Below are 25069 nucleotides of genomic sequence, written 5' to 3'. Positions count from 1 at the left end.
CGCAGTAAGAGCACACCGATGAGAGGAAGCACTGACATGCCCATTGCCATTGTCGCTGAGCGCGCCGGAGGACCCGAGGTCCTCAAACCCGTGTCCATCGAACGGCCTGCACCGTCCGGTTCGCAACTGTTGGTCGGGGTCGCCGCGGTCGGGGTGAACTTCATTGAGACGTACCAGCGTGCCGGGATCTATGCGGTTGAGTATCCGTTCATTCCGGGCGGTGAGGCAGCCGGTGAAGTCATCGGGATAGGGCCGGAGGCCCACGGCTTCTCGGTTGGCGACCGGATAGCGTTCGCCGAGGGTTCCCGGTCCTACGCGGACTACACACTCGTTGATGCGGAAAGGGCACTGCCGGTGCCCGACGGCGTGGACCTTGAGACCGCCGCCGCGCTTCCGCTGCAGGGAATGACGGCGCACTACCTGGTGAATTCCACGTACCCGGTACAGCACGGTGAAACTGTGCTGACCCACGCGGGGGCCGGCGGAACGGGGCTCCTGTTGACGCAGATGCTCAAAGCCAAGGGAGCCCGGGTCATCACAACCGTCTCGACCGACGAGAAGGAAGCACTGGCGCGGGAGGCGGGAGCCGACGTCGTACTTCGCTACGAGGGCTTCTCGGAGCGGGTGCGGGAGCTGACCGACGGCGCGGGTGTGGATGTGGTCTATGACGGAGTGGGCAAGGCGACCTTCGACGGGTCGCTGGAGTCACTGCGCGTGCGCGGGATGCTGGTCCTGTTCGGCGCTGCATCCGGGCCGGTTCCCGACTTCAATCTGCAGCGGCTGAACAGCTCCGGTTCGCTCTATGTGACGCGGCCGAGCCTCGCCTTCTATCTGCGGTCCGCCGAGGAGCGGCGCTGGCGGGCAGGAGAGGTCTTCGGCGCGGTTGCTGACGGATCGCTCACCGTGAGGATCGGTGCACGTTACCCGTTGGCTGACGCCGCGCAGGCGCACGAGGACCTCCAGTCGCGCAGGACGACGGGCAAACTTCTCCTCGTCCCCTGATCCCGCGCGCTAAGTCCCCCAACCCGCGTTCATTTGTCAGGACACACCCCTTTTGGCTGTCCATAGGGGGTGTGTCCTGCACATTCAACGCGCGGATGCAACACGGGTCAGCGGCGCTGCACGGCTCCGTGGCGCTCGGCTGCGAGGTGCACGGCCTGGTCGCGGGCGGCGCTCGCCTCATCTGCGGTCAGGGTGCGGTCGGTGGCGCGGAAGCGAAGACCGAAGGCGAGTGACTTCTTGCCGTCGCCAATCCCCTGTCCTGAGTACACGTCGAACAGGTGCACCTCCTCCAGCAGTTCACCGGCGCCTTCGCGCAGCGTGGCGAGAACCTCATCGGCCGGCAGACCCGCGTCAACCACAAGGGCTACGTCCTGCGTGGTCGCGGGGAAGGTCGAGAGATGCCGGGCCACGATGACGTCCGGCGCGGCGTCGAACAGCAGGTCTGCGTTGATTTCCAGTGCAACCGTGCGCGGCGGCAGGTCCTGCGCGGCGACCAGCTTCGGATGCAGTTCTCCCGCGTAGCCGAGCTCCTCACCGCTGCGCAGACTGATGCGTGCGGTGCGTCCGGGATGGAAGGCCCGGTGCTCACCCTGTTCGATCACGAGGTCGACGCCGACGACGTCAGCCATCAACCGGACGATGTCGAGGGCGTCCGCCCAGTCCCAGGCACGCGGAGAGTGGCCGGCTGCAGCCGGTGAGTCCTTGCCGAAGAACACGGCGGCGATAGTCAGCGGCTGCAGCGGGAGGCCGTTGTACAGCGTCTCGAGCGTCGCGTCGTCGGGCAGGGCTCCGAGCGGCGGGATGGTTGCGGTGCCGAGGGTCTCCTGCGGCAGGAACACCGAACCGGCCTCGAAGAGCGCCAGATCGCGGAATCCGCGCGAGGAGTTCCGCTTGGCCACCTCGATCAGGCCGGGAAGGATGGAGCGCCGCAGATAGCCGAATTCGGCACTCAACGGGTTGGCCAGCTTGACGGCGGGCCCCGTTCCCTCCGCTGCGCCGAACGTGTCGTTGGCCTCCATTGAAACAAAGGGATAGGACAGCACTTCGGTCAGCCCTGCGCCGGCGAGCGCAGTCAGAACGCGGCGCCGCTGCTGCTGGGTGCGCGTGAGGCCGCGCCCGGGAGGAGCGACCGGCAGCCGGGACGGGATCTGGTCGTAGCCCACCAGCCGGGCAATTTCCTCGGCGAGGTCGTCTTTGATGGTCAGGTCCTGACGCCAGCTGGGGGCGGTAACCTGCCAGCCGCCGTCGTACTCCGCCACATCAGCACCGAGGTCGGTGAGTGCACCGACCACCTGTTCCGGCGCGAAATCCATACCGATCCGTTCCGAGGCATAGCCTGCCGGCAGGTCGATCAGGATGGGTTGGGGCGCGGTTCCGACGTCGGTGATCGATGCATCGGCGGTACCGCCGGCAAGCCTCACGAGCAGGTCCACGACGCGCTGGGCCGCGACATCGGCAACGTGCCAATCCACCCCACGCTCGAAGCGCTTGGACGCCTCCGACGGCAGCTTGTGGCGGCGGCGTGCGCGGGCGATTGACACCTCGTCGAAGTGTGCGGACTCCACGAGAACGTCCGTGGTGGAGCTCGAGACCTCCGTGGCCGCTCCGCCCATGACGCCGGCGATGCCGATGGCGCCCGAAGCGTCAGTAATGAGGAGATCCTCAGGGTGCAGCTCACGCTTGCGGTCATCGAGGGTCACGATGGTTTCGCCGGCGTTGGCCCGGCGCACCACAACCTCACCGGTGAGCCTGGCGACGTCGTAGCAGTGCGTCGGCTGGCCGAGCTCGAGCATGACGTAGTTCGAAATGTCGACCGGCAGCGAGATGGATCGGATGCCCGCCAGGCGCAGCCGCGAGACCATCCACTGCGGCGTCGGCCGGGTGGCATCCACCCCGCGCACCACGCGGGCCACGAAACGGTCGCAGCCGGCATTCCCGTAAATGGGAGCCTGGTCTTCCAGCCGCACCGGGTACCCCGCGCCGTCCGCCGGATCGACGACGACGGCGGCAGCCGGGTCGGTGAACGCCGACCCCGTGGCGTGGGCGTACTCACGCGCGATCCCCCGGATTGAGAAGCAGTAGCTGCGGTCGGGGGTCACATTGATTTCGGCCGCCTGGTCATAGAGTCCCAATAACTCCATGGCGTCCGATCCGACCTCCGGGTCCAGCCCGAGAGTGGACAACACGAGGATGCCGTCGTGGTCCTCACCGATTCCCAGTTCACGAACGGAAGCAATCATCCCGGCAGACACATGGCCGTAGGTCTTGCGTGCGGCAATGCGGAAATCGCCGGGAAGCACGGCGCCGGGAAGGGTGACCACCACCTTGTCACCTTCGACGAAGTTGTGTGCGCCGCACACGATTCCCTGCACGCCGGACGGGTCGATGCCGTCCGCGGTCAGGGTCTGCTCAGCGCCCTCGGGCACCACACGGACCTGGCACCAGTTGATGGTCTTACCGTTGGTCTGCGGCTCTTTCTCGACCGAGAGCACCTGTCCCACCACGATCGGCCCGGAAAGGGTATCGGTGGGACGATGGACGGCCTCTTCCTCCAGGCCGACCTTCACCAGTTCGGCCATGACGTCTTCGGCGGATGCCTCGCCAGGAACCTGTGCGTACTCACGCAGCCAGGACAGTGGTACTCGCACGGTTAGATCTCCATCCCGAAGTGCTCGCTGAAACGTACGTCGCCCTCAATCATGTCCCGCATGTCGCCTACCTCGTTGCGGAACATGAGGGTGCGCTCGATGCCCATGCCGAACGCGAATCCCGAGTACACGTCAGGATCGATGCCGGCGGCTCGGAGCACGTTCGGGTGTACCATGCCGCAACCGCCCCACTCAATCCACTGGGGGCCGCCCTTGGCACCCGGGTGCCAGATATCCAGCTCGGCGGAGGGCTCGGTGAAGGGGAAGTAGTTGGGGCGCAGGCGGATGCCGGCATCATCGCCGAACATGAGCCGGGCGAAGTGTTCGAGCGTTCCGCGCAGGTCCGCCATGCTCAGGCCCTTGTCGATGGCCAGGCCCTCGAACTGGTGGAACACGGGAGTGTGGGTGGCGTCCAGCTCGTCCGTGCGGAACACCTTGCCGGGGCACAGGACATAGATGGGAACCTCGCGCTCGAGCATCGCTCTCACCTGTACCGGTGAAGTGTGGGTGCGCATCACCAGGTGCGCCTCGGGCGGCTCAACGAAGAAGGTGTCCTGCATTTCGCGCGCAGGGTGATCGGGTTTGAAATTCAACGCGTCGAAGTTGAACCATTCGGATTCAACCTCGGGCCCTTCGGCGATTTCCCAGCCCATGCCGACGAAGATGTCGCTGACCCGCTCCTGGAGGATGGACAGCGGATGCCGGGCCCCAGCACGACGACGGCGCGGAGCAGCGGTCACGTCGACTGCCTCCTCCACGAGGATGCGCGCGTCGCGCTCAGCTTCCAGCTCGGTTGCCCGGGCGGCGAGTGCCTGGTTGATGCGTCCGCGGGCGGGGCCGATGTTCTTTCCGGCGGCGGCCTTCTGGTCTTTCGCGAGCGAGCCGATCTGCCGGTTCGCGAGGCTCATCGGCGACTTCTCGCCCGTGTGGGCAAGCCGTACCGATTTGAGCTCGTCGAGGTTCCCTGCGGCGGCGATCTCGCTGAGCGCGCGGTCAACCGCGGCCGCGATGGCGTCGGCGTCCAGGGGATCCGGGGCGGCGGCGGTGTCCGGAGCGTCCGCGGGTGTGGTGGGTTCAGACATGAGTGTGCTTTTACCTTGGTGTCGTGAGCGCGATGGGTGCCGGCGGCACTGATGATCCAGTACTCCGGCGGCCTTGCCAGTCTAAAGGACCGTTGGCGGGTGCCCCGAATGGCCCCAACCACGGCCGGGCATGTCCTGCACCATATCTTTAGACTTGGGCCTATGCATCGCCGCGACCGCCTGCGCTCGGCACTCAACTGGATGAACGGATCTACGCTGCTCGGCCTGGCCGCCGCGAAGCTGGTGGGCTGCGAGCTCCGCCCCGCTTCCCGCGGCCTCATCTTCGCGCATCACTACTCCCCCCGGCTGCCGAAGGCGTCTGCGTTCACCGTGGGAAACGTTGTGCTGTTCCGTGCAGGACCGGAAGTGGTGGCCCGGAGACCGCGGCTCGTCGAACATGAAGCACGCCACTGTACGCAGTATGCGTTGTGCTTCGGCCTGCCGTTCCTGCCGGCCTACTTTCTTGCCGCGGGGGCGTCCTGGCTCCTCACTGGTGATCCGGCGTCGCGCAATGTCTTCGAACGCGGGGCCGGTCTCCAGGAGGGCGGCTACGTGGAGCGCCCGCTGCGCGCCGCGCTGACCCGGCGTGTCAGTGCTCCGCGCCGGCTGCGATCCTCAGATCCGCTCCAGCGTCGGCACTCGTCCGGGCAATAACAACCAGCGCGCGGGCCATCTCCCCGATCGGCATCCCGGACGCGCCGTGAGCCTGTGCCTGTTCGGTCGAGAACGGCACATGGATAAAGCCGCCGCGCGGCGCACCGTCACCGTGGGCCAGTAGATCCATGAGCCCGTAGAAGACGTGGTTGCAGACATACGTGCCGGCCGTCTGGGACACCGCCGCGGGCAGCCTGGCCTCCACCAGCGCCTGCAGGCTCCGCTTGAGCGGAAGAGTGCTGAAGTAAGCCGCTGGCCCGCCGGCGCGCACGGCATCGTCCACCGGCTGGTTGCCCGCATTATCCGGAATCCGGGCATCATCGACATTGATCGCGATCCGCTCGAGAGAGACTTCCGACCGGCCTCCCGCCTGCCCCACGCACAGCACCAGCTGCGGCTGGTGAGCACGAACGGCATCAGCAAGCACATCGATGCTTGCGCCGAAGACGCAGGGCAACCGAACCGCTACCACCGCCTCGCCCTCATCCGCCAGGATGGCTGCGGCCTGCTGAGCCGCCTCCCAGGAGGGATTGACGGTTTCGCCGCCGAAAGGCTCAAAGCCGGTGAGCAGGATCATTTCACCAGCCTATCCCTCCGGCCTTTCCGCAATTCAATAGGAACTTATGTTCTAATAAAAGAATGCGATGGGATGCGCAAAAAACGACGACGACGGTGGCCGCTGCCGGAGAACCGGAGCCGCTGGTGCCGCTCGCCGGGCTTGTGCGGTCCGTTAGAACCCCGGAGTTCGCGGGCATCACCTTCCACGAGGTGCTGGCCAAATCGGCCCTGAACCGAGTCCCGGAAAGTTCGGGAATGCCGTTCTCGTGGACCGTCAACCCCTACCGTGGGTGTTCGCATGCGTGCGTGTACTGCTTCGCCCGCAAGACCCACAGCTACCTCAACCTGGACACCGGTCTCGACTTCGACTCGCAAGTAGTGGTCAAGACCAACATCGGCGAGGTCCTCCGGCGCGAGGTAGCCAAACCCTCCTGGAACTGCGAACACGTGGCGATGGGCACCAACACCGATCCCTACCAGCGGGCCGAAGGACGGTACCGGTTGATGCCGGGCATCATCCGTGCGCTCGCAGACAGCGGTACACCGTTTTCCATTCTCACCAAGGGGACGCTGCTCAGCCGGGATCTTCCGCTACTCAAGGAAGCCGGCACCCAGGTCAGCCTCGGCATGGGAATTTCGCTTGCGGTGCTCGATCCCGAGCTTGCCCACACGGTGGAACCGGGAACTCCCACCCCGCGCGCACGCCTGGACCTCATCACCAGGTTGCGGGATGCGGGTCTGCCCTGCGGCGTCATGGCCATGCCCATCCTGCCGTGGCTCACCGACAGCGATGAAGCCCTGGACGCCTTGTTCGCAGCCCTCGCTGCGGCGGGCGCCACGGGTGTGTCCGCCGGAGCACTGCACCTGCGTCCGGGAGCCCGTGAGTGGTACATGGAATGGCTGGCCAAAAAACATCCCTCGCTGGTCGGACGCTACCGCCGGCTCTATGGCGGAGGCACTTACGCCTCCGGTGAATACCGCACCTGGCTCTCGAAACGCGTGCAGGTGCACCGGCGTCGTCATGGATTGGCTGCCGGGGCACGCTTCTTTCGGGAGGAAGCGGGAGCAGGTGGGCACGCGCCGTCGTCGTCGGCATCGCCCGGGCATGGGGTGTCAGCAGCCGAGCCCACGCTCTTCTGAGCCGAACTTCCCGCGTCTGCGCCCGGCTACCCTCTTCTGCTCCTAAGTCAGATCTTCGACCGGAACCACGGTCTCGAGCAGAGCATCAACGATGGGACGGTCCGCAGGGATCCACGGAAGATCCCGGAGCTCGCCGGTATCCCTGAGACTGACCCAGCGGAGCTCGTCGTGGTCCTGCAATGCGGCCGGTATGCCGGCGGTGATGACCGCCAGCCACACCCGCATTCCTGCTGAGGCATTCAGCGGCCAGCCGTCGGGATCAGGGCCGACGAGTTCAGCCCCGACCTGCACGTCCACGCCCAACTCTTCGCGCACTTCACGCTGGACCGCCTCCAAGTCATCTTCGTCCGGCTCAACCTTGCCGCCGGGGAACTCCCACTGCCCGGCGAACTGCTCCGGAGCGCTTCTGCGCGCTGCGAGCAGTTTGGACGGTGCAGTGAGCGAATCAACAATGGCGGCGCCGACAACTTGTGTGCGCTGGGTATCGGTCATCCAGCCAGTCTAGGGGCGCAGAACGACGGCTTAGAAGATGGCGTTGATTCCGTTCCAGCCTGAGCCGAGGGGACTGCGCGAAAGGAAGCCGGACCTGCCGTTGCCCGGGTACAGCCAGAGTGCACCGCTCGAATCACGTGCGGCGATGTCAGCAATTCGGTCACCGTTGAGGTCACCCGTTCCAATGATCGCGGTCATCGAGTTCCAGCCATGCCCGGCGCGGACCCGTGGCAACCATCCGCCCGCACCGTTACCCGGGTAGAGCCAGAGGATGCCCGCGGCATCGCGTGCGAGGACGTCGCTGGTCCGGTCGCCGCTGAAATCGCCCGGCGTGATGATCGCGGTTATCGAGTTCCATCCACTTCCCACGAGGACGCGCGGCAGCCAACCACCGGAACCATTCCCCCGATACAGCCACAACGCACCCGTGGCCCGTTCGCGTGCCAGCAGGTCCACCCGCTGATCACCGTCGAAATCCCCAGGTGCAGTGATGCTGCTCATTCCATTCCAGCCATGGCCCACCTGTACACGCGGCAACCAACCGCCGGTGCCGTTCCCCCTGTAGAGCCACAGCACCCCGGTAGCTGCTTCGCGACCGATCACATCTGCGGGGCCGTCGCCGTTGAAGTCGCCGAGTGTCTCCAGCGCGTTGAAGATCCCCCAGCCATTGCCGATCTGGATTCCGGAGTTCAAACGCCCGGCACCGGTTCCGGCATACAGTCTCAGCTCGCCGGTCGCGCCGACGCGGGCCAGAATGTCGTTACGCCAGTCCCCGTTGAACTCGGCGGTGGAGCCGGTCAGCGTAGAGGCCGGGATGGGCAGCGCAGTGAAGTTATACGGTTCGCACGTGCGGTCATAGTCACGGACATCGTCATACCACTGGGAAATGTAGACACGGCCGGCGGAGAAGCTGGGTGGAAAGCACCTGTCGAGTGCCTCGGTCGGGTAGTCCAGCCTGCCTGCCGTGGCCCAGACAGGTACGCCCGTCAACCGCCATTGGCCAACGATTTCCTGCCAACCGGCGGTGTAGGAGTAGAAACCGTAGGCGAATCCAGCGTCACGCAATCCGCGCATGAGCCCTTCGACGACGTATCTGTTGTCCAATCGTTGGGCGGCGGTTGCAGCCGGCCATGGTTGGGCAGGGCGCGGTTCAACATCGATCCACACCACCGGCGGGCGGAATCCGATCCGAGTGAGGCTCTGAACGGCGAAGCGGGCCTCCGAATAGCCAACGTTGGAAAGCCGCCCGGCGTGCGTTGTGGACGACCACGGCCCCTGCCCGCCGTAGGTGGTGAGCTGGGCCGCAGTCGGGTAGGTGGCCATGGCGTAGCCGTGGGCCGGCTTGGCGTTGGTGCGCGCCCAGGTTACCTGGTCTGCAAGGCACGGGTTTTCGGTGAAGGCAAGCCCGCGGGTCAGGCCGATGATGACAAACTGGGATGCCGGCGGCGGAAGAGGCAGCCCGAAGCCGCCCTGCGCCGTCGAACACTGTGGCCAGGAAACGTCATGACCGAAAAGGGGCGCCGCGTGAGCCGCGGGAACGGTAGCTCCCAGCATGCCCACAATGAGGCTGAACGTCAGAAGGCAGGTGGTCAACAGCCGGTGGACAGCCGAAGGCGGCGCAGGCGACCCGTAGTCAGATGATCTCCGGAACGAATACTGAGACGTTCCGGGAGAAATTGCTGGTTCAGGGGATGATCCATCCATGGCTCCGCGCTCCTCGTGCCGGTCCAATTTTAGAGCCGACTGCCGTACTTTGCACCGCCCGGTTCGGGATCTTTTTGGCATCGATCCAATCTCGGACCCGTAAAGTGGAAGGTGCAAGAAGTCCCTGCTCAACGATGCGCGGCCACATAACCGGCGCCGCTTAGGCACTTCCCGTCGTCGAAATGAGTCCCGTGCCTGCAATGCCCGCCGAACGACCAACGCACACCCTTGTCCTGGCGATTCTCGCCCTGGCGGTGGGTGGCTTCGGGATCGGCACTACCGAGTTCGCCATCATGGGGCTGCTGCCCAACATGGTGGATGACCTCGGCGTGGATATCCCCGCGGGCGGGCACGTCATCTCGGCGTACGCGCTGGGAGTCGTCGTTGGTGCTCCCCTGCTCTCAACGCTCGGTGCCCGGCTCCCGCACAAGCGGGTAGCGCTGGCACTGATGGCCCTCTTCACCGTAGGGAACCTCTCCTCCTACATTGCCCACGACTACGGGTGGCTCCTGGTCTCCCGATTCATCTCCGGCTTGCCCCACGGGGCCTTCTTCGGAGTAGCCGCGGTCATCGCCGCATCACTGTCCTCGCCGACGCGGCGTGCCCACGCTGTTGCGATGGTCATGATGGGACTGAGCATTGCCAACGTTGTGGGAGTGCCTTTTGCGACCTGGCTCGGGCAGCAGTTCGGGTGGCGGACCATGTTCATCCTCGTAGGGTTCATCGGCATCCTCACGCTGCTCCTGATCGCCCGCTTTGTACCCCATCAGGACGTACGCGACGGCGCGAGCATCACCCGGGAGCTGGGGGCACTGAAACGGGGACAGGTATGGATGACCCTGCTGATCGGCACGGTCGGTTTCGGCGGATTCTTCGCTGTGTACACCTACATTGCACCGACCATGACGGAAGTGGCCGGTGTCTCCGAAGCTGTGCTGCCGATCGTCGTCGCGCTCTATGGTCTTGGCATGGTCGCAGGCAACGTCGTAGGCGGGCGACTCGCCGATATCTCCGTATTGGGGACCATCTACTGGGTGATGGGAAGCATCTCGGTGTGCCTTCTGCTTTTCGCCGTGGCGGTGCAGTGGGCACCGACGGCCCTGCTGTTCGTCTTCCTCGTCGGGGCGATCGGATCGGCTCTGATCCCCTCGCTGCAGGTGCGCCTGATGGATGTCTCCCCCGACGCTCCGTCGCTGGCGTCTTCCATGAACCACGCGGCGCTCAATACGGCGAATGCGTTGGGCGCGTTTCTCGGCGGCGCGGTGATCGCGCTCGGCTGGGGCTACACGGCACCGGCCCTGGTGGGTGCTGTGCTTGCGGCCTTCGGTCTGGGAGTGGCGTTGATCAGCGGTCGGATGGACCGCGCCGCCACGGCTCCGGAGAAGCCGGTTCTCGCCGCCTCCCGCTGAGCTTTTGGCCGCCTCCCGCGGACCCGACGGAAGAAAGCCGTCTAACCGCGCTGAGCCCGGGCGGACGCGTAGAGGCACACAGTTGCTGCGGTACCGACATTCAGGCTCTCAGCGCTGCCGTAAATGGGTACTGACACCCGGTGGCCGGCTGCCTCCAATACTTCCGGCGCCAATCCCTGCGCCTCGTTGCCGAAAAACCAGGCTGTGGAGGCCTCCAGGAACGGCTTCCGTGCGTCCTGCTCATTTACACTAAGGGACGACGGCGCCAGCCGCCTGGCCGCACTCGCGTCCTGAAGCTCGTCCAGGTTCCAGTCGCCGTAGCCGTCGGCCGCCAGCACCGTGACGGAATGACCGGCAAGCGCTGTCAGCAGGTCCCGGGTATCGACGCCGACCACCACGGGCAGATGGAAAAGGGAACCCACAGTCGACCGGACGGTCTTCGGGTTGTAGACGTCCACGCTTCCGCTGGTCAACACCACAGCGTCAGCGCCGGCGGAGTCGGCGGCACGGAGGATAGTCCCGGCATTTCCGGGATCACGAACCTCCACCAGGACGGCAATCAGCCGCGGACTGCGCTCAAGCACCGACGCCAGCGACGAGTCGATGAAACGGCAGACTGCGAGGGCACCCTGCGGCGTGACGGTTGAGCTCATAGCTGCAAGCACCTCGGCCGTCACCATCCGCGGCGGAACCACAGCACCGAACTCCGGGTAGCGCGCCAGGGTCTCAACGGTCAGATACACGTCCTCCACGACGCCGGCTCCCCCGGCCAGACGGCGGGCCTCGTGGAGGCGCAACGCTTCGCGTACAGCCTGCGGACCTTCGGCGAGGAAGGATTCCTGCCGCTGACGGGCCGAACGCCCCGCAAGCTTCGCTACCTCCCGGACCCGATCTGATCGGGGATTGGTCAGTAGCTGTGCCTGGGGGCGTTCGGATGTATTCATGGATTATTTCAACCGGCTCACGGAACCGGCTGGGTGCGCTGCCTACGCGTGGACCGGCGCAGAGGTGTCGGACGGCAGTGCGTCCTTGGCGATCTGCACGAGTGCCGCGAACGCGTTGGCGTCAGTTACGGCGAGGTCTGCGAGCATCCGGCGGTCAACCTCAATGCCGGCAGCCTTCAAGCCCTGGATGAGGCGGTTGTACGTGAGGCCATTGGCACGGGACGCAGCGTTGATGCGCTGGATCCAGAGCCGACGGAAGTCGCCCTTGCGCTTGCGGCGATCGCCGTAGCTGTAGACGAACGAGTGGAGCAGCTGCTCCTTTGCCTTGCGGTACAGGCGCGAACGCTGCCCCCGGTAGCCTTTGGCGCGCTCAAGAATAACCCGACGCTTCTTGTGGGCATTGACTGCCCGCTTCACACGTGCCACGTGCGTACTCCTTAGATAGATCGTCCGAACAGAGGTTCCGTGGGCGGCAGTACAGCCGCCTGCGAGGGTGTCCGGAAGTGATAGGGGTGTGTTAGACGCCGAGCATCTTCTTGATGACCTTGGTGTCAGCCTTGGACACGATCTGGTCGCTGGCCAGACGGCGCGTCAACGTGGAGGGCTTGTGCTCCAGGTAGTGACGACGGTTGGCCTGCTGGCGCTTGAGCTTTCCGCTGCCGGTCAGCTTGAAGCGCTTTTTGGCGCCACTGTGGGTCTTCATCTTCGGCATGGAAACCGATCTCCTTTGGTCTCCGCCGGCACTTTGCCGGCGGCTCTTGCGATCTCCGCAGCGGACTGCGGTGCTTACGTGTTGCCTTGCTGCCTGGTGGGCAGCCGACTCCTAGTTGGAGCCGGACGGCTTCGATCGGCTTGGCGTTCCCTTGGCCGGGGCAGCCTTGCCGGTTGGTTTTGGTGCAGCCGACGCAGGCCTGGGCTTCGGCGTTGCTGCAGGTTTGGGCGCGGCAGCGGGCTTCGGCGCTGCGGCAGCAGCGGCAGGCTTCGGCGCTGCAGCCGGAGCGGCAACCTGCTTCGGTGCGGCTTCCTTCGGCGCGGCCTGCTTGGGCGCAGCTTCCTTCGGTGCAGCTTCCTTCGGCGCAGCTTCCTTCGGCGCAGCCTGCTTCGGCGCAGCTTTCTTCGGTGCTTCCTCTACCTGCGTGGCCTCAGCAGCCTTCGGCGCATCAGTAGCAGGCGTATCAACAGCAGACGCTGCGGTCTCAGGTCCTGCCGTCACAGGTGCCGAACTCTCAGCTACAGGAGCCTCAGCTACAGGAGTCTCAGACGCCGAAGCTGATCCTGCCGTACGCAGTTCCTCGGGCAGCAAGTCTCCGATGCTCTGCGTCATCGGTGCGGAGCCAGAGGTGTCAACCTTGTCCCTCGATGAATCATTGGCAGCCTTTGACTCGGCGCGCTGGGCAGCACGGCGTGCTTCAGCCTTGGCTTCGGCTTTGTTCTTCACCGGGCCGATAACCATGACCATGTTGCGACCGTCAATGCGGGGGGTGGACTCAACCACGCCGACCTCGGACACATCCTCAGCAAACTTCTGCAGGAGGCGGATGCCCATCTCGGGACGTTGCTGCTCGCGACCGCGGAACTGGATCATGGCCTTGACCTTGTCTCCGGCACCGAGGAAGCGGATAGCGTGGCCCCGCTTGGTCTCGTAATCGTGGGTATCGATCTTCAGGCGGAACCGGATTTCCTTCAGCACGGTGTTCGTCTGGTTCTTGCGCGCTTCACGCGCCTTCACCGCGGCTTCGTACTTGTACTTACCGAAGTCCATGAGCTTGGCAACGGGAGGCTTTGCCTGAGGTGCCACCTCAACAAGATCAAGGTCGGACTCAGCGGCGAGGCGGAGGGCGTCTTCGATGCGGACGATTCCAACCTGTTCGCCGGCAGGGCCTACCAACCGCACCTCTGGGACGCGGATACGATCATTGATTCTTGGCTCGCTAATGTGCTGCTCCTGATATCCGTTGAAAAACTGAACCGCCTGCAAAAGGAGAAGGCCTCCAACTGCATGCGCAATCGAAGGCCTCGGCATCAGTGCATCAACGGCGCTCCCTACCAAAGGGAGAGCCAGCGCACCGACCCGAACCCGGCTGCCTGTGGCTGCCTCTGGGGCAACGGCGGCAATCGCGGGTGGGAGAGGACTCCGCTTGCATACTGGTGATCTTTTTCATGCCGTTCCCGGCCACAAAAAATAACGACCCCCAGTTGGTCTGTGACAAGCTTACCAGCATGAGCACAGCAGACAATAATCCCGACGCCGCACGCCACACCTTCCAGACGCCGGAGGAAACGCGCGCCGCGTCCGGCAATGCGAACAATCCCGTTCGGGACATTGCGGAAGTCGCCGCCGTCGAGGTGATTACGACGTCGGCAGTGCACCTGATGAGCGCAGCTGCCGTCAAGTGCGGACTGGCTGAGGGCACTGACGCCGAAACCTACAAGGACCTCGACGAGGCCCGCAAGCTGATTACTGCACTCGCCGGCTTCATCACCGCCGCAGCTCCGGAGATCGGCAGCCAGCATGCCGGCCCGTTGCGCGATGGCCTGAGGTCCCTGCAGCTTGCGTTCAGGGAAGCATCACTCATCCCTGACGCTCCAGGCCAGGGACCGGGCGAGAAGTTCACCGGTCCGGTCAACTGACTGTCCTTCGCGAAACGGGATCTGAGAGATCAGGCGAAGCGCCGCCGTCGTAGTACCTGTTGTGCTCCCAGACACGCCAGGCTCAGGGCGGCGGCCGCTGCACCCACTGCGACGAACCCGCCCCACGGGCCCACGGAGTCGATCATCACGCCTGCCAGCGGCGCGCCCAGTGCCACTCCGGAGGTGAGGGCTGAGCCATACCAGCCCATGGCTTCCCCCCTGCGTTCCTCGGTGACCAGATGAGCAATCCGCTCCGAGGCCGCGGAGAGAACCGGAGCACATAGCAGCCCTGGCGCAATTGAGAGCAACGCAAGAACCACCGTGCTGTCCGCAAAGCCCATCGGGATGGTGAGAACCGCCATCAGCAGCAGGAGCACCAGCGGCGAGAGCGGTCGGTGCATGGCACCGTAGACGAGGCCGCCCACAACGGACGCCGAGCACCAGGCGAGGAAGACCCAGCCCAGCTCGAAGGCCCGCTGATCGGCTTCCAGTACCGCGATGATGCCGACATCCGTGCCGGCAAGGACAAGGCCGGCACCGGCGGCCACGATCATGACCACGGCCACCGGCAGCGTGAGCCAGGCGAAACTGTGCGCCATCCGCGCCCGCGCCCGTACAGCACGGGCCGGCCGCGCTCCGGGAACGAGTTCTGCTGACGCTTCACTGACGTGGGCCGGAGCTGATGCCACCAACACTTCCACGGCCGCTGCATCATCCTGCGCTCCGGACAGCGTGGCACCGACGGCTCCCGGCTGGGTACTGCGTGTCGGCGGGTTGAACCACATGAGGAACATCCCCGCCACGGCGGTGGAGAAGCCCACAACAGTCAGTCCCAGCACCGTGGACACCTGCGTTGCGAGCACAGCCCCCAACGCCGGCCCGCCCATAAAGATCACCTCGGTGGCCACCGCGTCGAGGGTGAAAGCCGTCCGGCGGGAGTTTCCGCTCACGAGCACACCCAAAGACTGCCGGACAACGGAGAACACGGGAAGGGTAAAGATGCCGCCAACGAGCGCGGCCAGCAGCAGCCACTCGTATGACAGGTGGGGCGCCACCGACCAGATCACGGCCTCGGCAATCACCGATGGAATCAGCGCGGCCCGCAGGCCTGCTGTATCGACACGCCGGCCGCGCCAGGGCGCACCGACGGCGATACCGATGGTCATCACTGCAGCTACGGCGCCCGCCTCGGCATAACCGCGTTCGAGGGTCTGCACCACGTGGAGGGTAAGCAGCACCCCTGCGGCAGAGTGGGGAAAGCGTGCGATCATTCCCACGATCAGCAGTCGGCGGACCGGGACAATCCTGAGCAGCTCCCGGTAAACGGCAAAGTTCAACGTTCTTCATCTTTCACGCGGGCCCAACCGCGTGGAAGATCAACGCGTGAGCCGGATTTCGAGCGAGTCCACCCGCTCGACAAACTCCTGCAGGTTTTGGAGGCGGTCCTGGAACGCCGCCGCTGTGGAGCGGACGTCCTCCTGTGAGAGACCTTCCTCAAGTACGAGGGTCAGGCGCAACTCGGGACCGGCACCGCCGCCTCCAACCACTTTACCGCCAGCGGTGCGGCTTGAAATTCCTCCCCCGGGCGCGATTTCGACCCTGCGAATGCTCCCGCCCGGAACGACCGCCTTCCCCACGAGGCGGGCCAGGTCCGGATCAGAGTACGACGGCGACCATTGGCCCTGTTGCGCCAGCGCCCAGAGAGCGGGGCGGCGCACGACGAATGTCACTTCTGCGCCCGGATCGACCACCATGAGTTCAGCTTTCTCGGACACCGCGGCCAGGGCTGCCCGGGAGGCGAAGACCGCAACGGGCCTGGCCTCCGGATGCCAGCTCTGGAGGTGCGCCGTGGCTGTGAAGACCGGCAGGGCGCTCCGCCCGTCCGGCGCCTTGATGGTTACCAGCGCCATGTCGGCTTCCTTGTCACCTTCATGGTGCCGGTCCCCGGGAGCTGCAGTGACATCATCAGCAGCTTCCGGGCCGCCAAGCTGCGCGATCACCGGTACGAAGACACGGATTTCCGTCAGCGCCCGCAGCACTGCGGCCTCATCAGCGGCGCCGTGCACCAGAGCCTGCAGGGCAGCGGCGTAAACCGCCGGCACCGCGCCGTCGTCCTTGTCGAAGGCGTGCAGCGGGTTCCCGCCGCCGGAAAGATCCCTTCCTTCCCAGGCGCGGCCTGCCGAGTCAGCGATGTTACCGCTCAGCGCCGCTTCGATGTGGGCAGGAAGCCTCCGCTCTGCCATGGCTAGCGCTCCGGGAGCCCCGCGACGTCGAGCGCCTGCGGTAGTGTGAAGGCGCCCGCATAGAGGGCCTTTCCTACAATGGCTCCTTCAAGCCCATCGGGGACCAACTGCCGGAGCGCGGCAAGGTCATCCAAACTGGAGATGCCGCCGGATGCCACCACGGGCCGCTCGGTTTTCTCGAGCACCTCCCGGAGGAGCTGGAGGTTGGGACCCCGAAGCGTTCCGTCTTTGGTCACGTCAGTCACGACATAGCGAGCACAGCCGGCATCATCCAGGCGGGCGAGTACCTCCCAGAGGTCACCGCCTTCCTCCGTCCAGCCGCGGGCAGCCAGGGTGGTGCCACGAACGTCGAGACCGACGGCCACGGCGTCGCCGTAGCGGGCAATTGCGCTGGCTGTCCACACGGGATTTTCCAGGGCCGCGGTGCCGAGGTTTACCCGCTCCGCTCCGAGCTCGAGCGCCTGGTCCAGGGACGCGTCATCCCGGATCCCGCCGGAGAGCTCCACTTTGATGCTCAGTTCCTTGACGACGCGGGCAAGCAAATCGCGATTTGATCCCCGGCCGAAGGCCGCGTCCAGGTCAACGAGATGGACCCATTCGGCGCCGTCGTTCTGCCATTGCAGTGCGGCATCGAGTGGATCGCCATAACTTGTTTCGCTGCCGGCCGCTCCCTGTACCAGCCGGACGGCCTGGCCGTCGGCCACGTCAACCGCAGGGAGCAGTTCGAGGATGGGCGATTCGGTGAAGGGACTCATTCGCTTCCTTTGTTCTTAAGATCGGTGCCGGCGCAGCCGGACAGTTAGGGGGTCAGGGTGAGCAGGTACGCGGCGAGCAGCGCCAGGACGGCGAGAACGCCGAAGCTGATGGTGAGCGCGCGGGGCATCTGCTGGCGATGGAATGAAACGACGCCGCCGATCAGCAGCCCCGCCAGTCCCATGAGAATCAGGCTCCACATGGATCAGCGAAGGCTGCCGGTCCAGTTACGCAGCAACTGCGCACCGGCGTCGCCGGATTTTTCGGGGTGGAACTGCGTGGCGGAGAGTGGGCCATTCTCCACCGCGGCAATGAACGGGCTGCCGTGCGTGGACCAGGTGACGAGCGGCGGCCGCATAGCCGGCTGGGTGACGTCGAAGTTCCATTCCTGCACACCGTAGGAGTGAACGAAGTAGAAGCGCTCTTCAGCAATGCCCTCGAAAAGCACCGACCCGGCGGGGGCGTCGACGGTGTTCCAGCCCATGTGCGGCACAACTTCCGCCTTGAGCCGTTCGACCGTACCGGGCCACTCCCCCATGCCCTGGGTCCGTACGCCGTGTTCCACCCCCTCCTCAAACAGGATCTGCAACCCGACGCAGATTCCGAGGACGGGGCGACCGCCGGCAACACGACGGCCGATCATGCGCAGCGCGTCTACCTCTTTCAAGCCCTGCATGACGGCGGCAAACGCTCCCACACCGGGCACGACGAGCCCGTCGGCGTTGAGGACATCATCAGCCGCTGAACTCAGTGTGACTTCAGCGCCGACGTGTTCCAGTGCCCGCACCGCCGAACGAATGTTCCCGGAACCATAATCGAGAACCGTCACTTTCGGCGCGCTCATAGCGCTCCCTTGGTGGAAGGGATTCCGCTCACCCGCGGGTCCGGTTCAACCGCGGCGCGAAGGGCGCGGGCGAAAGCCTTGAACTGGGCCTCGACGATGTGGTGCGGATCCCGGCCGCCAAGGACCGTCATATGCAGGCAAATCTGGGCGTGCAGGGTGATCGCCTCGAAGACATGGCGCGTCAGGGATCCCGTGAAATGTCCGCCGATGAGGTGGTACTCCTGGCCTGTGGGTTCACCTGAGTGAACCAGATAGGGGCGCCCGGAAATGTCGACGACGGCATTGGCGAGAGCTTCGTCCAGGGGCACAGTTGCCTCACCAAACCTCCGGATACCTGCCTTGTTGCCGAGAGCCTCGCGCAGAACCTCACCGAATGTGATCGCTACATCCTCCACAGTGTGGTGGACATCGATGTGGGTGTCGCCGGTGGCCCTCACGGTGAGATCGATCAATGAGTGCTTTGCCAGGGCCGTCAGCATGTGGTCGTAGAACGGCACGGACGTGCTGATCTCCGAGCGCCCGGTGCCGTCTAGATCGACCTCGACGAACACCGACGACTCACTCGTGGTCCGCTCACGTCGGGCAGCGCGATTGGCAGTAGCTTCCGCGGTCATGGATGGTCCTTACGGTTGTTTCGGCAGCGAGACGGGCGGCGGGCCCGCATGTGCGTCCCGGTCCAGTTTAGGAGACTCGCGGCCGGATCAAAGATTCGAGGGCTTTCAGGAAGGTTGTGGTCTCTTCCTGCGTTCCGGCGGTCACCCGAAGGTGGCCCGGAATCCCGACGTCCCGGATAAGAACCCCGGCATCAAGCAGGTCCTGCCAGACGGCGCCCGGATCATCGAGCCCTCCGAACAGCACAAAATTGGAGTCCGAAGGTGCAACGGGCAGACCCATCCCCGTCAGCCCGGACACAATGCGGTCTCTTTGCCGCTTGATCTCATCCACGTTGGCGAGCAGCTTCGCCGAATGGGTCAGCGCCGCGACAGCCGTGGCCTGCGTAATCGCCGACAGGTGGTACGGGAGACGCACGAGCCGAAGCGCATCCGCAATTTCCGGGGCTGCGGCCAAGTACCCGAGACGGGCTCCGGCCAGCGCAAAGGCTTTACTCATGGTGCGCGAGACGATAAGCCGTTCCCTGCCGGGCAGGAGCTCCAGCGCACTCGGAGTGCCGGAGTGGGAAAACTCTGCATACGCCTCGTCCACAATGACGATTGCCTGCGCCGCTTCGCCTGCATCGTAGACCTCGGAAACCACCTCCAGGGGAAGCGCTGTGCCGGTCGGGTTGTTCGGGCTGCACAGGAAGACAATGTTTGCGCCCGTGGCGGCTACCTCGCTGGCGGTGGTACGAGCGTCCAGGTCGAAGGATTCATCCCTCGAACCTGTCAGGTATCCAGTACCGGTGGAGCCTGCGAGCAGCGGATACATCGAGTAGGTGGGAGGAAATCCCAACGCAGTCCGGCCCGGTCCGCCGAACGCGAGGAGGACGTGCTGCAAAACCTCATTGGATCCATTCGCCGCCCAGATGTTGTCCGCGGTGAGTCCGTGCCCTAGGTACGTGGCGAGATGTTCGCGAAGCACGGTGAACTCCCGGTCAGGGTAGCGATTCAGCCCCGCCACGGCGCCCTCGACTGCTTCAACAATTGCACTGCGAACATCCTCCGGAACGCCATGGGTGTTCTCATTGACGTTCAGCAGAATGGGCACATCGATCTGGGGCGCACCGTATGGTCGAAGGCCGCGCAGATTCTCGCGGATCGGCAGTCTGTTAAGGCGTTCTAGCGGATCGGTCACCATGAGAGTTTAAGGCCGCCCCATCCGCCACGAAGAATTCCGCTGAAGCCGGGCGAACTGTTACGAGCCAACCTGTGAAGAATCAGCGCGCCTACCGCTGTGCGGAAGCAGATCCGCTCCTTATGGATTTCCAACCGGAATATGAAGCGACTGCCCGGCCTGCACGGTCGACGAGCCTAGAACATTCAGTTCGACGATTTCCTCAACGACGGCTCGCGGATCACGTTCCGGCGCGTACTCGGCAGCAAGAGCCCAGAGTGTCTCCCCCGACGCAACACTGACCCGGACAGTGTCCGTGAGGTCACCGCCGGCTGTCGCTGCCTGCGCCTGGGAGGTGAAGAACGAAGCAACCACCAGCAGTACGGCAACAAGCAATGCGACCGGAATTGCCACCAGAACCACCCGGCCGCGACGGGTGAGATGAAGGCGCGGCGCCGCAGCCGGCCCGTTATTCTCACGGTCCTCTGGGTGAAGTACGGAAGCTGATCCTGCGATATGGAGCGTAGACATGGCGTCCACCTTTCTCGTTGTGTGGATCTCCCACAGCTTTGTTCGAAGCTGTGTTCTATTCCTCTGCACTTATTATTAGCACTTGTAAACTAATATTGTCGAGACTCACTCGAACAAATGTTTGAAAACACGTCCCGCCTCCCCTAGCGTTGCTGTCAAGGGTGACGGTCCGGCTGCTTCACAAACCAGCTCATCACCCGCCACTGACAAAAATGGTTGGCGAGCCAGCAGTCCGGGCCCGGCCGGAGGAAGGGATGCATCTCGTGGCAGATCTCAGTGCGTCAAAGGACATGGCAGAGGTGCCTTCGCCCGATGCGAAGCGCGGACGCGGAAGGCCGCGCGGCAGGGCCATGCCAAAGGGAATGACAGCACGTCAGACAAAAATTCTTGAGACAATTCAGCGCAGCGTAGCTGCGCACGGCTACCCGCCCTCAATGCGCGAGATCGGTGACACCGTAGGTCTTGCGAGTCTGTCCAGCGTCACGCACCAGCTTTCACAGCTGGAACGCATGGGTTACATCCGCCGCGATCCCAAGCGCCCGCGAGCGATGGAAATCCTGCTTCCTCTCACGCTCGGTGACAGCACACCGCGTGCGCTGCCCTCCTCCGCCGAAAGAGAGGAACCTGCGCGGGCATCGTCGGCCGTCGACGCGGCAATGGTCCCGCTGGTCGGACGGATTGCAGCCGGAGGTCCTATTCTGGCGGATCAGGTTGTTGAGGATGTCATGCCACTGCCCCGGCAGCTCGTCGGGCACGGCGATCTGTTCATGCTGCGTGTTTCAGGTGACTCCATGATTGATGCAGCGATCTGCGACGGAGACTGGGTAGTGGTCCGCCAGCAGAGCACAGCCGAGAACGGCGATGTGGTGGCAGCACTCCTCGATGATGAGGCCACAGTGAAGACCTTCCGGCAGCGTGACGGTCACACCTGGCTTCTGCCGCAGAACACCAATTACGAGCCGATACTCGGTGACCACGCCACCATCATGGGCAAAGTTGTCTCGGTGATGCGTGCGCTCTGACCGAGGCGCGCGGCATGGTGCTAGGCGCGCTGCGTCTCAGCGAGCCGGGAGAGGACCCCGAGCGCCGTTGCGCGGTCCGTCGTCGACCAAAACGGCGGTAGCGCAGCCCTGAGGAAGCCGCCGTAGCCCGCGGTTGCCAGCCGGGAGTCCAGTACTGCCACCATGCCTCGATCATCGTGGGAGCGGATGAGACGGCCGGCTCCCTGCGCAAGACGAACGGCGGCATGGGTAGCGGAAACATTCATGAATCCGTTGCCTCCGGCCTTTGCGACAGCTCGGGTCCGCGCAGTCATGAGTGGATCATCAGGTCGGGGAAACGGTATGCGGTCGATGGTGACAAGCCGGCAGGCAGTTCCAGGCACATCGACGCCCTGCCACAGCGACATAGTGCCGAACAGGCAGGTGTCGGGCTCCTCTGAAAACTGCTTCACCAGCGCGGACATGGAAGATTCACCCTGACAGAGAATCTCAACGTCGAGCCGGTCCCTCAACGCGTCAGCAGCGTCCTCCGCCGCACGCCGCGAGGAGAACAGTCCCAGCGCTCCTCCGCGGGAGGCTTTGATGAGCGCCTCCAGCTCATCCAGTTGTTCCCCGGAAGTCCCGCGGCCCGGTTTGGGCAGGTCCTTGGCAACGTACAGGACACCCTGACGGGGATAGTCGAATGGGCTGCCAACGTCCACGCCGGTCCATGACGGCGCTCCCTCGCCCGTCAAACCGAGGGACCCGGCAACCGGTCCGAACTCCGAGCCGATTGCGAGCGTAGCTGACGTGAGCACAACCGTGTGGTCCTCGAACAATCCCCGCCTCAGACGCCCGGCAACCGACAGCGGCGCAATGCTGATCGTGGCAGGCGAGGAGTCATCAGCCGCGGAGTAACCGGAGCCCGGTGTAAAGGTACTTGGCCGACTCGCCCAGAGCACTTCGCCCGCGCCACCTGCTGCGACCATCCGTTCGGACAATTCGAGCAATACCAACAGCCGTGAGCGTGCCATCTGGCGGCCACCGTCTGCCGACTGGGAGGACCCGTCGGAACTCGATTCGGACAGCGCCAGGCGGCATGACTCCCGCAATTGCACGAGCGCGAGTTCCTGCAACTCGTCCAGTCCCCCAGCCATCAGACCCGTGGGCTGAGCGTCGAACGCGTTCTCGAAGGCATCCTGCGCGGCCGCCAATGTGTCCGTGTTGGAACCGAGATGGCGCCTCGCCGCTGAGGCCGCAGCGCCGATCAGTGCTCCTGACAGTTGCCCAGACACCGCAGACGTGACGCGGTCGTGTAGCTCGTGCGCCTCGTCAATGACCACTACGTCGTGCTCCGGAAGGACCGCCAGCCCCTCGAAAGCGTTGATCGCCAGCAGCGCATGGTTGGTGATGACAATGTCCGCTTTTCCTGCCCTCTCCCGTGCGCGCTCGCTGAAGCATTCCTCAGCAACGGGACACTTTTGCGCACCAAGGCACTCCATGCTGGACACCGATACCTGGCGCCAGGCCCGGTCGCTGACACCGGGAAGGAGTTCGTCCCGGTCCCCGGTCTCCGTTTCTTCCGCCCACTCCCGCAACCGCACGATTTCCCGTCCGAGCGGGGTGGAAGGTCCTGCCGCAGGATGCGGCGCCGCGGTGTCACCGTCGAGGGAGAAGAGGGCTCCCGAATCATCCTCGTCGGGGAAACCTCCTGCCGTCTTATGCCTGCAGACATAGTTCCCCCGGCCTTTCAGAAGCGCTACGTCGACCGGCCGAGGAAGCGAACCACGCAGGGTCTCGAGAAGTCTCGGCAGATCGCGGTTGACGATCTGGGACTGAAGGGCAAGGGTGGCCGTCGAGACGATCGAGGTTGTGTCACCCTTCACGGCATGCGCGATGAGCGGAAGCAGATAGGCCAGTGACTTCCCTGTTCCGGTTCCGGCCTGCACCAACAGGTGTGTGCCGTTGCCGATTGCTTCCTCGACCTGGCGTACCATTTCATGCTGCCCGCTACGCTGCTGCCCGCCCATCGCCGCTACGACGTCATCAAGCAGTCGAAGGGGACTGATGCTTCCCTCAGCCATGCGTGACGAACGGCTCCAGTTCTGCCGCCAGACCTTCCCTGACCATCACATCTACCCGAGTGCCGTCCTCCACATGCTCCAGGCCGAGGATCTCTGCGTCCGGCTGATGCAGTCGGCTCACGATGTCTCCGCGCTGGTAGGGCACGAGCAGAGTCAGTTTCACGCTTGGACGCGGGATGGACTGGCTGATCAGTTCCAGCAGCTCCTCGATCCCCTGACCTGTGCGGGCGGAAACAATTGCATGGCGGGGTTCGCGCTGCCTGAGGCGTTCAAGCACAAACGGATCTGCCGCGTCGGCCTTGTTCAGGACGACGATCTCAGGCACTTTGCGTGCGTCGACTTCCGTCAGGACGTCGCGGACCGCTGTGATCTGCCCCTCCGGATCCGGATGGGATGCGTCCACAACGTGGAGGATCAGGTCCGCATCAGCAACTTCCTCGAGCGTCGAACGGAACGCCTCGACGAGCTGGGTGGGGAGCGACCGGACAAAACCGACGGTGTCAGCAAGAGTGAACTCGAGTCCGTCAGGCGTCTGTGCCCGGCGGATGGTGGGGTCCAGGGTCGCGAACAGCGCGTTCTCTACCAGCACGCCCGCATCGGTCAACCGATTGAGGAGAGACGACTTTCCGGCGTTCGTGTACCCGGCAATTGCCACTGATGGAACCTCATGACGACGACGGTTGGCGCGCTTGGTCTCGCGTGCGGGCTTCATGCCCGCGATTTCGCGCCGCAGCTTGGCCATCCGCGTGCGGATCTTCCGCCTGTCGAGTTCGATCTTGGTTTCACCCGGCCCGCGTGAACCCATACCGGCACCGGCGCCGCCAACCTGGCCGCCAGCCTGACGGGACATCGAATCGCCCCAGCCGCGCAGCCGCGGAAGGAGGTACTCAAGCTGCGCAAGCTCGACCTGCGCTTTGCCTTCACGGGACTTTGCATGCTGGGCAAAGATGTCCAGGATGAGCGCCGTGCGGTCGATGACCTTCACCTTGACGATGTCCTCAAGCCCCCGGCGCTGGGAGGGGGCCAGTTCGCTGTCAACGACAACGGTGTCCGCACCAGTGGCCATCACAATGTTCTTGAGCTCTTCCGCTTTGCCGGCCCCGAGGAACGTTCCGGGATCCGGCTTCAGGCGCCGCTGGATGATGCCGTCAAGCACTTCCGATCCCGCCGTCTCAGCCAGGGCAGCGAGTTCACGCAGTGAATTTTCAGCGTCATCAACCGTCCCTTCGCCCCAGATGCCGGCCAGCACCACCCGCTCAAGGCGAAGTTGGCGATACTCGACTTCGGTGACGTCTTCGAGTTCGGTGGAGAGCCCGGCCACACGCCTCAGTGCGCGCCGCTCCTCACGATCCTGCTGTTCACCGTCGTAACCCGTGTGCTCTTCGTCGAGATCAGACAGCGCCTGCGCGCGGCCACCGGGCCCGCTACCGAAACGCCGTTGGGAACCGCTCGAAGACGAGGCGGGGTCCTTGGCAAGTATCCGATCAATGACGGCCTGGATTTCATCCGGGCCCATTTCCGGCTCGGGCGTTGCGGACGCTCCGTTATGTGTGGTCATACTCTCCCTTGGTGATCGTCTTTCCATGGTAGTCCGTTGCCC

At 64.7% G+C, this 25069-nt stretch carries 25 protein-coding genes; 6 read left to right on the top strand and 19 right to left on the bottom strand.

Going from position 1 to position 25069, the window contains the following annotated elements:
• Positions 1 to 36: 36 nt before the first annotated feature.
• A complete protein-coding gene (locus AC1MBU_RS08560) occupies positions 37 to 1002 on the top strand; it encodes a quinone oxidoreductase family protein (protein WP_479786962.1) in 966 nt (321 codons plus the stop codon).
• A 107-nt stretch (positions 1003 to 1109) separates the two neighbouring features.
• Here AC1MBU_RS08560 and pheT read toward each other — a convergent pair whose 3' ends face one another.
• Both pheT and pheS read right to left on the bottom strand, forming a co-directional pair.
• Positions 1110 to 3650 (bottom strand): phenylalanine--tRNA ligase subunit beta, encoded by a 2541-nt coding sequence (pheT, locus tag AC1MBU_RS08555; protein WP_479786961.1) that lies wholly within the window; start codon positions 3648 to 3650, stop codon positions 1110 to 1112.
• A 2-nt stretch (positions 3651 to 3652) separates the two neighbouring features.
• Positions 3653 to 4732, bottom strand: coding sequence for a phenylalanine--tRNA ligase subunit alpha (gene pheS / locus AC1MBU_RS08550; protein ID WP_346028902.1), 1080 nt, complete (start codon positions 4730 to 4732; stop codon positions 3653 to 3655).
• A 162-nt stretch (positions 4733 to 4894) separates the two neighbouring features.
• Between pheS and AC1MBU_RS08545 the strand changes: the two genes are divergently transcribed.
• Positions 4895 to 5386, top strand: coding sequence for a hypothetical protein (locus AC1MBU_RS08545; RefSeq protein ID WP_479786960.1), 492 nt, complete (start codon positions 4895 to 4897; stop codon positions 5384 to 5386).
• Here AC1MBU_RS08545 and pcp read toward each other — a convergent pair.
• Positions 5322 to 5963 (bottom strand): pyroglutamyl-peptidase I, encoded by a 642-nt coding sequence (gene pcp, locus AC1MBU_RS08540; protein WP_479786959.1) that lies wholly within the window; start codon positions 5961 to 5963, stop codon positions 5322 to 5324. The genes AC1MBU_RS08545 and pcp overlap by 65 nt on opposite strands.
• Before the next feature lie 62 nt (positions 5964 to 6025).
• Here pcp and AC1MBU_RS08535 point away from each other — a divergent pair, with 62 nt between their 5' ends.
• Positions 6026 to 7084 (top strand): Rv2578c family radical SAM protein, encoded by a 1059-nt coding sequence (locus AC1MBU_RS08535; RefSeq protein WP_479786958.1) that lies wholly within the window; start codon positions 6026 to 6028, stop codon positions 7082 to 7084.
• Positions 7085 to 7126: 42 nt separating this feature from the next.
• Here the strand turns inward: AC1MBU_RS08535 and AC1MBU_RS08530 are convergent, their stop codons facing one another.
• Together AC1MBU_RS08530 and AC1MBU_RS08525 are read right to left on the bottom strand one after the other, a co-directional pair.
• Positions 7127 to 7576: a (deoxy)nucleoside triphosphate pyrophosphohydrolase gene (locus AC1MBU_RS08530; protein ID WP_346028898.1), complete on the bottom strand. Its 450-nt coding sequence runs from the start codon at positions 7574 to 7576 to the stop codon at positions 7127 to 7129.
• Positions 7577 to 7606: 30 nt separating this feature from the next.
• Complete coding sequence (locus tag AC1MBU_RS08525) at positions 7607 to 9169, bottom strand: FG-GAP repeat domain-containing protein (RefSeq protein ID WP_479786955.1); 1563 nt, start codon at positions 9167 to 9169, stop codon at positions 7607 to 7609.
• 293 nt (positions 9170 to 9462) lie between these two features.
• On the opposite strand from AC1MBU_RS08525, the gene AC1MBU_RS08520 reads away from it, so the two are divergent.
• A complete protein-coding gene (locus tag AC1MBU_RS08520; RefSeq protein WP_479786954.1) occupies positions 9463 to 10689 on the top strand; it encodes an MFS transporter in 1227 nt (408 codons plus the stop codon).
• Positions 10690 to 10730: 41 nt separating this feature from the next.
• On the opposite strand, the gene AC1MBU_RS08515 is transcribed toward AC1MBU_RS08520, so the two are convergent.
• The 4 genes from AC1MBU_RS08515 to infC form a co-directional block, all read right to left on the bottom strand.
• On the bottom strand, positions 10731 to 11633 hold the full coding sequence (locus AC1MBU_RS08515) for a TrmH family RNA methyltransferase (RefSeq protein ID WP_479786952.1): 903 nt from the start codon (positions 11631 to 11633) through the stop codon (positions 10731 to 10733).
• Positions 11634 to 11675: 42 nt separating this feature from the next.
• Positions 11676 to 12059 (bottom strand): 50S ribosomal protein L20, encoded by a 384-nt coding sequence (gene rplT, locus AC1MBU_RS08510; RefSeq protein ID WP_056548429.1) that lies wholly within the window; start codon positions 12057 to 12059, stop codon positions 11676 to 11678.
• Between the two features lie 91 nt (positions 12060 to 12150).
• Positions 12151 to 12345 (bottom strand): 50S ribosomal protein L35, encoded by a 195-nt coding sequence (gene rpmI, locus AC1MBU_RS08505; protein WP_026545492.1) that lies wholly within the window; start codon positions 12343 to 12345, stop codon positions 12151 to 12153.
• A 111-nt stretch (positions 12346 to 12456) separates the two neighbouring features.
• Entirely contained in the window at positions 12457 to 13527 is a 1071-nt protein-coding gene (infC, locus tag AC1MBU_RS08500; RefSeq protein WP_479786950.1) for a translation initiation factor IF-3, read from the bottom strand.
• A gap of 326 nt (positions 13528 to 13853) precedes the next feature.
• Here infC and AC1MBU_RS08495 point away from each other — a divergent pair, with 326 nt between their 5' ends.
• Complete coding sequence (locus AC1MBU_RS08495) at positions 13854 to 14264, top strand: DUF1844 domain-containing protein (protein ID WP_157359090.1); 411 nt, start codon at positions 13854 to 13856, stop codon at positions 14262 to 14264.
• A 29-nt stretch (positions 14265 to 14293) separates the two neighbouring features.
• Here AC1MBU_RS08495 and AC1MBU_RS08490 read toward each other — a convergent pair whose 3' ends face one another.
• The 8 genes from AC1MBU_RS08490 to AC1MBU_RS08455 all read right to left on the bottom strand — a co-directional run bounded on the left by AC1MBU_RS08490 (position 14294) and on the right by AC1MBU_RS08455 (position 20405).
• Complete coding sequence (locus AC1MBU_RS08490; RefSeq protein ID WP_479786949.1) at positions 14294 to 15601, bottom strand: MFS transporter; 1308 nt, start codon at positions 15599 to 15601, stop codon at positions 14294 to 14296.
• Between the two features lie 39 nt (positions 15602 to 15640).
• The gene (locus tag AC1MBU_RS08485; RefSeq protein ID WP_277358747.1) at positions 15641 to 16507 is read right to left on the bottom strand and encodes an SseB family protein; all 867 of its coding nucleotides are present in this window, start codon (positions 16505 to 16507) and stop codon (positions 15641 to 15643) included.
• A gap of 2 nt (positions 16508 to 16509) precedes the next feature.
• On the bottom strand, positions 16510 to 17262 hold the full coding sequence (gene priA / locus AC1MBU_RS08480) for a bifunctional 1-(5-phosphoribosyl)-5-((5-phosphoribosylamino)methylideneamino)imidazole-4-carboxamide isomerase/phosphoribosylanthranilate isomerase PriA (protein WP_204535329.1): 753 nt from the start codon (positions 17260 to 17262) through the stop codon (positions 16510 to 16512).
• A gap of 44 nt (positions 17263 to 17306) precedes the next feature.
• Positions 17307 to 17462: a hypothetical protein gene (locus tag AC1MBU_RS08475; RefSeq protein WP_299165299.1), complete on the bottom strand. Its 156-nt coding sequence runs from the start codon at positions 17460 to 17462 to the stop codon at positions 17307 to 17309.
• Positions 17463 to 17465: 3 nt separating this feature from the next.
• Positions 17466 to 18104: an imidazole glycerol phosphate synthase subunit HisH gene (gene hisH, locus AC1MBU_RS08470; RefSeq protein ID WP_056548435.1), complete on the bottom strand. Its 639-nt coding sequence runs from the start codon at positions 18102 to 18104 to the stop codon at positions 17466 to 17468.
• Positions 18101 to 18718 (bottom strand): imidazoleglycerol-phosphate dehydratase HisB, encoded by a 618-nt coding sequence (gene hisB / locus AC1MBU_RS08465; RefSeq protein WP_056548436.1) that lies wholly within the window; start codon positions 18716 to 18718, stop codon positions 18101 to 18103. The genes hisH and hisB overlap by 4 nt, the downstream gene beginning before the upstream one ends.
• A 67-nt stretch (positions 18719 to 18785) precedes the next feature.
• Positions 18786 to 19895, bottom strand: a complete 1110-nt coding sequence (locus AC1MBU_RS08460) for a histidinol-phosphate transaminase (RefSeq protein WP_277358748.1) — start codon at positions 19893 to 19895, stop codon at positions 18786 to 18788.
• 120 nt (positions 19896 to 20015) lie between these two features.
• Positions 20016 to 20405 (bottom strand): LysM peptidoglycan-binding domain-containing protein, encoded by a 390-nt coding sequence (locus tag AC1MBU_RS08455; RefSeq protein WP_479786948.1) that lies wholly within the window; start codon positions 20403 to 20405, stop codon positions 20016 to 20018.
• Positions 20406 to 20695: 290 nt separating this feature from the next.
• On the opposite strand from AC1MBU_RS08455, the gene lexA reads away from it, so the two are divergent.
• Positions 20696 to 21427 carry a transcriptional repressor LexA gene (lexA, locus tag AC1MBU_RS08450; protein ID WP_056549196.1) on the top strand — a complete coding sequence of 244 codons (732 nt, stop codon included), beginning with the start codon at positions 20696 to 20698 and terminating at the stop codon, positions 21425 to 21427.
• A gap of 20 nt (positions 21428 to 21447) precedes the next feature.
• Here the strand turns inward: lexA and AC1MBU_RS08445 are convergent, their stop codons facing one another.
• Both AC1MBU_RS08445 and hflX read right to left on the bottom strand, forming a co-directional pair.
• The gene (locus tag AC1MBU_RS08445) at positions 21448 to 23469 is read right to left on the bottom strand and encodes an ATP-dependent DNA helicase (RefSeq protein ID WP_479786947.1); all 2022 of its coding nucleotides are present in this window, start codon (positions 23467 to 23469) and stop codon (positions 21448 to 21450) included.
• On the bottom strand, positions 23462 to 25027 hold the full coding sequence (gene hflX / locus AC1MBU_RS08440) for a GTPase HflX (protein ID WP_346028891.1): 1566 nt from the start codon (positions 25025 to 25027) through the stop codon (positions 23462 to 23464). Before hflX ends, AC1MBU_RS08445 begins: the two co-directional genes overlap by 8 nt.
• Between the last annotated feature and the right edge of the window lie 42 nt (positions 25028 to 25069).

This window comes from Arthrobacter sp. PTI12 (genome assembly GCF_056679915.1).
The sequence above is the reverse complement of the archived record's forward strand: the minus strand, read 5'-3'. Positions and strand labels throughout refer to the sequence as shown.

Excerpts from the sequence above, each read along its gene's own strand:
- AC1MBU_RS08560 (WP_479786962.1), top strand. The coding sequence starts at position 37 with ATGCCCATTGCCATTGTCGCTGAGCGCGCCGGAGGACCCGAGGTCCTC.
- pheS (WP_346028902.1), bottom strand. The coding sequence starts at position 4,732 with ATGTCTGAACCCACCACACCCGCGGACGCTCCGGACACCGCCGCCGCC.
- AC1MBU_RS08545 (WP_479786960.1), top strand. The coding sequence starts at position 4,895 with ATGCATCGCCGCGACCGCCTGCGCTCGGCACTCAACTGGATGAACGGA.
- pcp (WP_479786959.1), bottom strand. The coding sequence starts at position 5,963 with ATGATCCTGCTCACCGGCTTTGAGCCTTTCGGCGGCGAAACCGTCAAT.
- AC1MBU_RS08535 (WP_479786958.1), top strand. The coding sequence starts at position 6,026 with ATGCGATGGGATGCGCAAAAAACGACGACGACGGTGGCCGCTGCCGGA.
- AC1MBU_RS08530 (WP_346028898.1), bottom strand. The coding sequence starts at position 7,576 with ATGACCGATACCCAGCGCACACAAGTTGTCGGCGCCGCCATTGTTGAT.
- AC1MBU_RS08520 (WP_479786954.1), top strand. The coding sequence starts at position 9,463 with ATGAGTCCCGTGCCTGCAATGCCCGCCGAACGACCAACGCACACCCTT.
- AC1MBU_RS08515 (WP_479786952.1), bottom strand. The coding sequence starts at position 11,633 with ATGAATACATCCGAACGCCCCCAGGCACAGCTACTGACCAATCCCCGA.
- rpmI (WP_026545492.1), bottom strand. The coding sequence starts at position 12,345 with ATGCCGAAGATGAAGACCCACAGTGGCGCCAAAAAGCGCTTCAAGCTG.
- AC1MBU_RS08495 (WP_157359090.1), top strand. The coding sequence starts at position 13,854 with ATGAGCACAGCAGACAATAATCCCGACGCCGCACGCCACACCTTCCAG.
- AC1MBU_RS08485 (WP_277358747.1), bottom strand. The coding sequence starts at position 16,507 with ATGGCAGAGCGGAGGCTTCCTGCCCACATCGAAGCGGCGCTGAGCGGT.
- priA (WP_204535329.1), bottom strand. The coding sequence starts at position 17,262 with ATGAGTCCCTTCACCGAATCGCCCATCCTCGAACTGCTCCCTGCGGTT.
- AC1MBU_RS08475 (WP_299165299.1), bottom strand. The coding sequence starts at position 17,462 with ATGTGGAGCCTGATTCTCATGGGACTGGCGGGGCTGCTGATCGGCGGC.
- hisH (WP_056548435.1), bottom strand. The coding sequence starts at position 18,104 with ATGAGCGCGCCGAAAGTGACGGTTCTCGATTATGGTTCCGGGAACATT.
- hisB (WP_056548436.1), bottom strand. The coding sequence starts at position 18,718 with ATGACCGCGGAAGCTACTGCCAATCGCGCTGCCCGACGTGAGCGGACC.
- AC1MBU_RS08455 (WP_479786948.1), bottom strand. The coding sequence starts at position 20,405 with ATGTCTACGCTCCATATCGCAGGATCAGCTTCCGTACTTCACCCAGAG.
- lexA (WP_056549196.1), top strand. The coding sequence starts at position 20,696 with ATGGCAGAGGTGCCTTCGCCCGATGCGAAGCGCGGACGCGGAAGGCCG.
- AC1MBU_RS08445 (WP_479786947.1), bottom strand. The coding sequence starts at position 23,469 with ATGGCTGAGGGAAGCATCAGTCCCCTTCGACTGCTTGATGACGTCGTA.
- hflX (WP_346028891.1), bottom strand. The coding sequence starts at position 25,027 with ATGACCACACATAACGGAGCGTCCGCAACGCCCGAGCCGGAAATGGGC.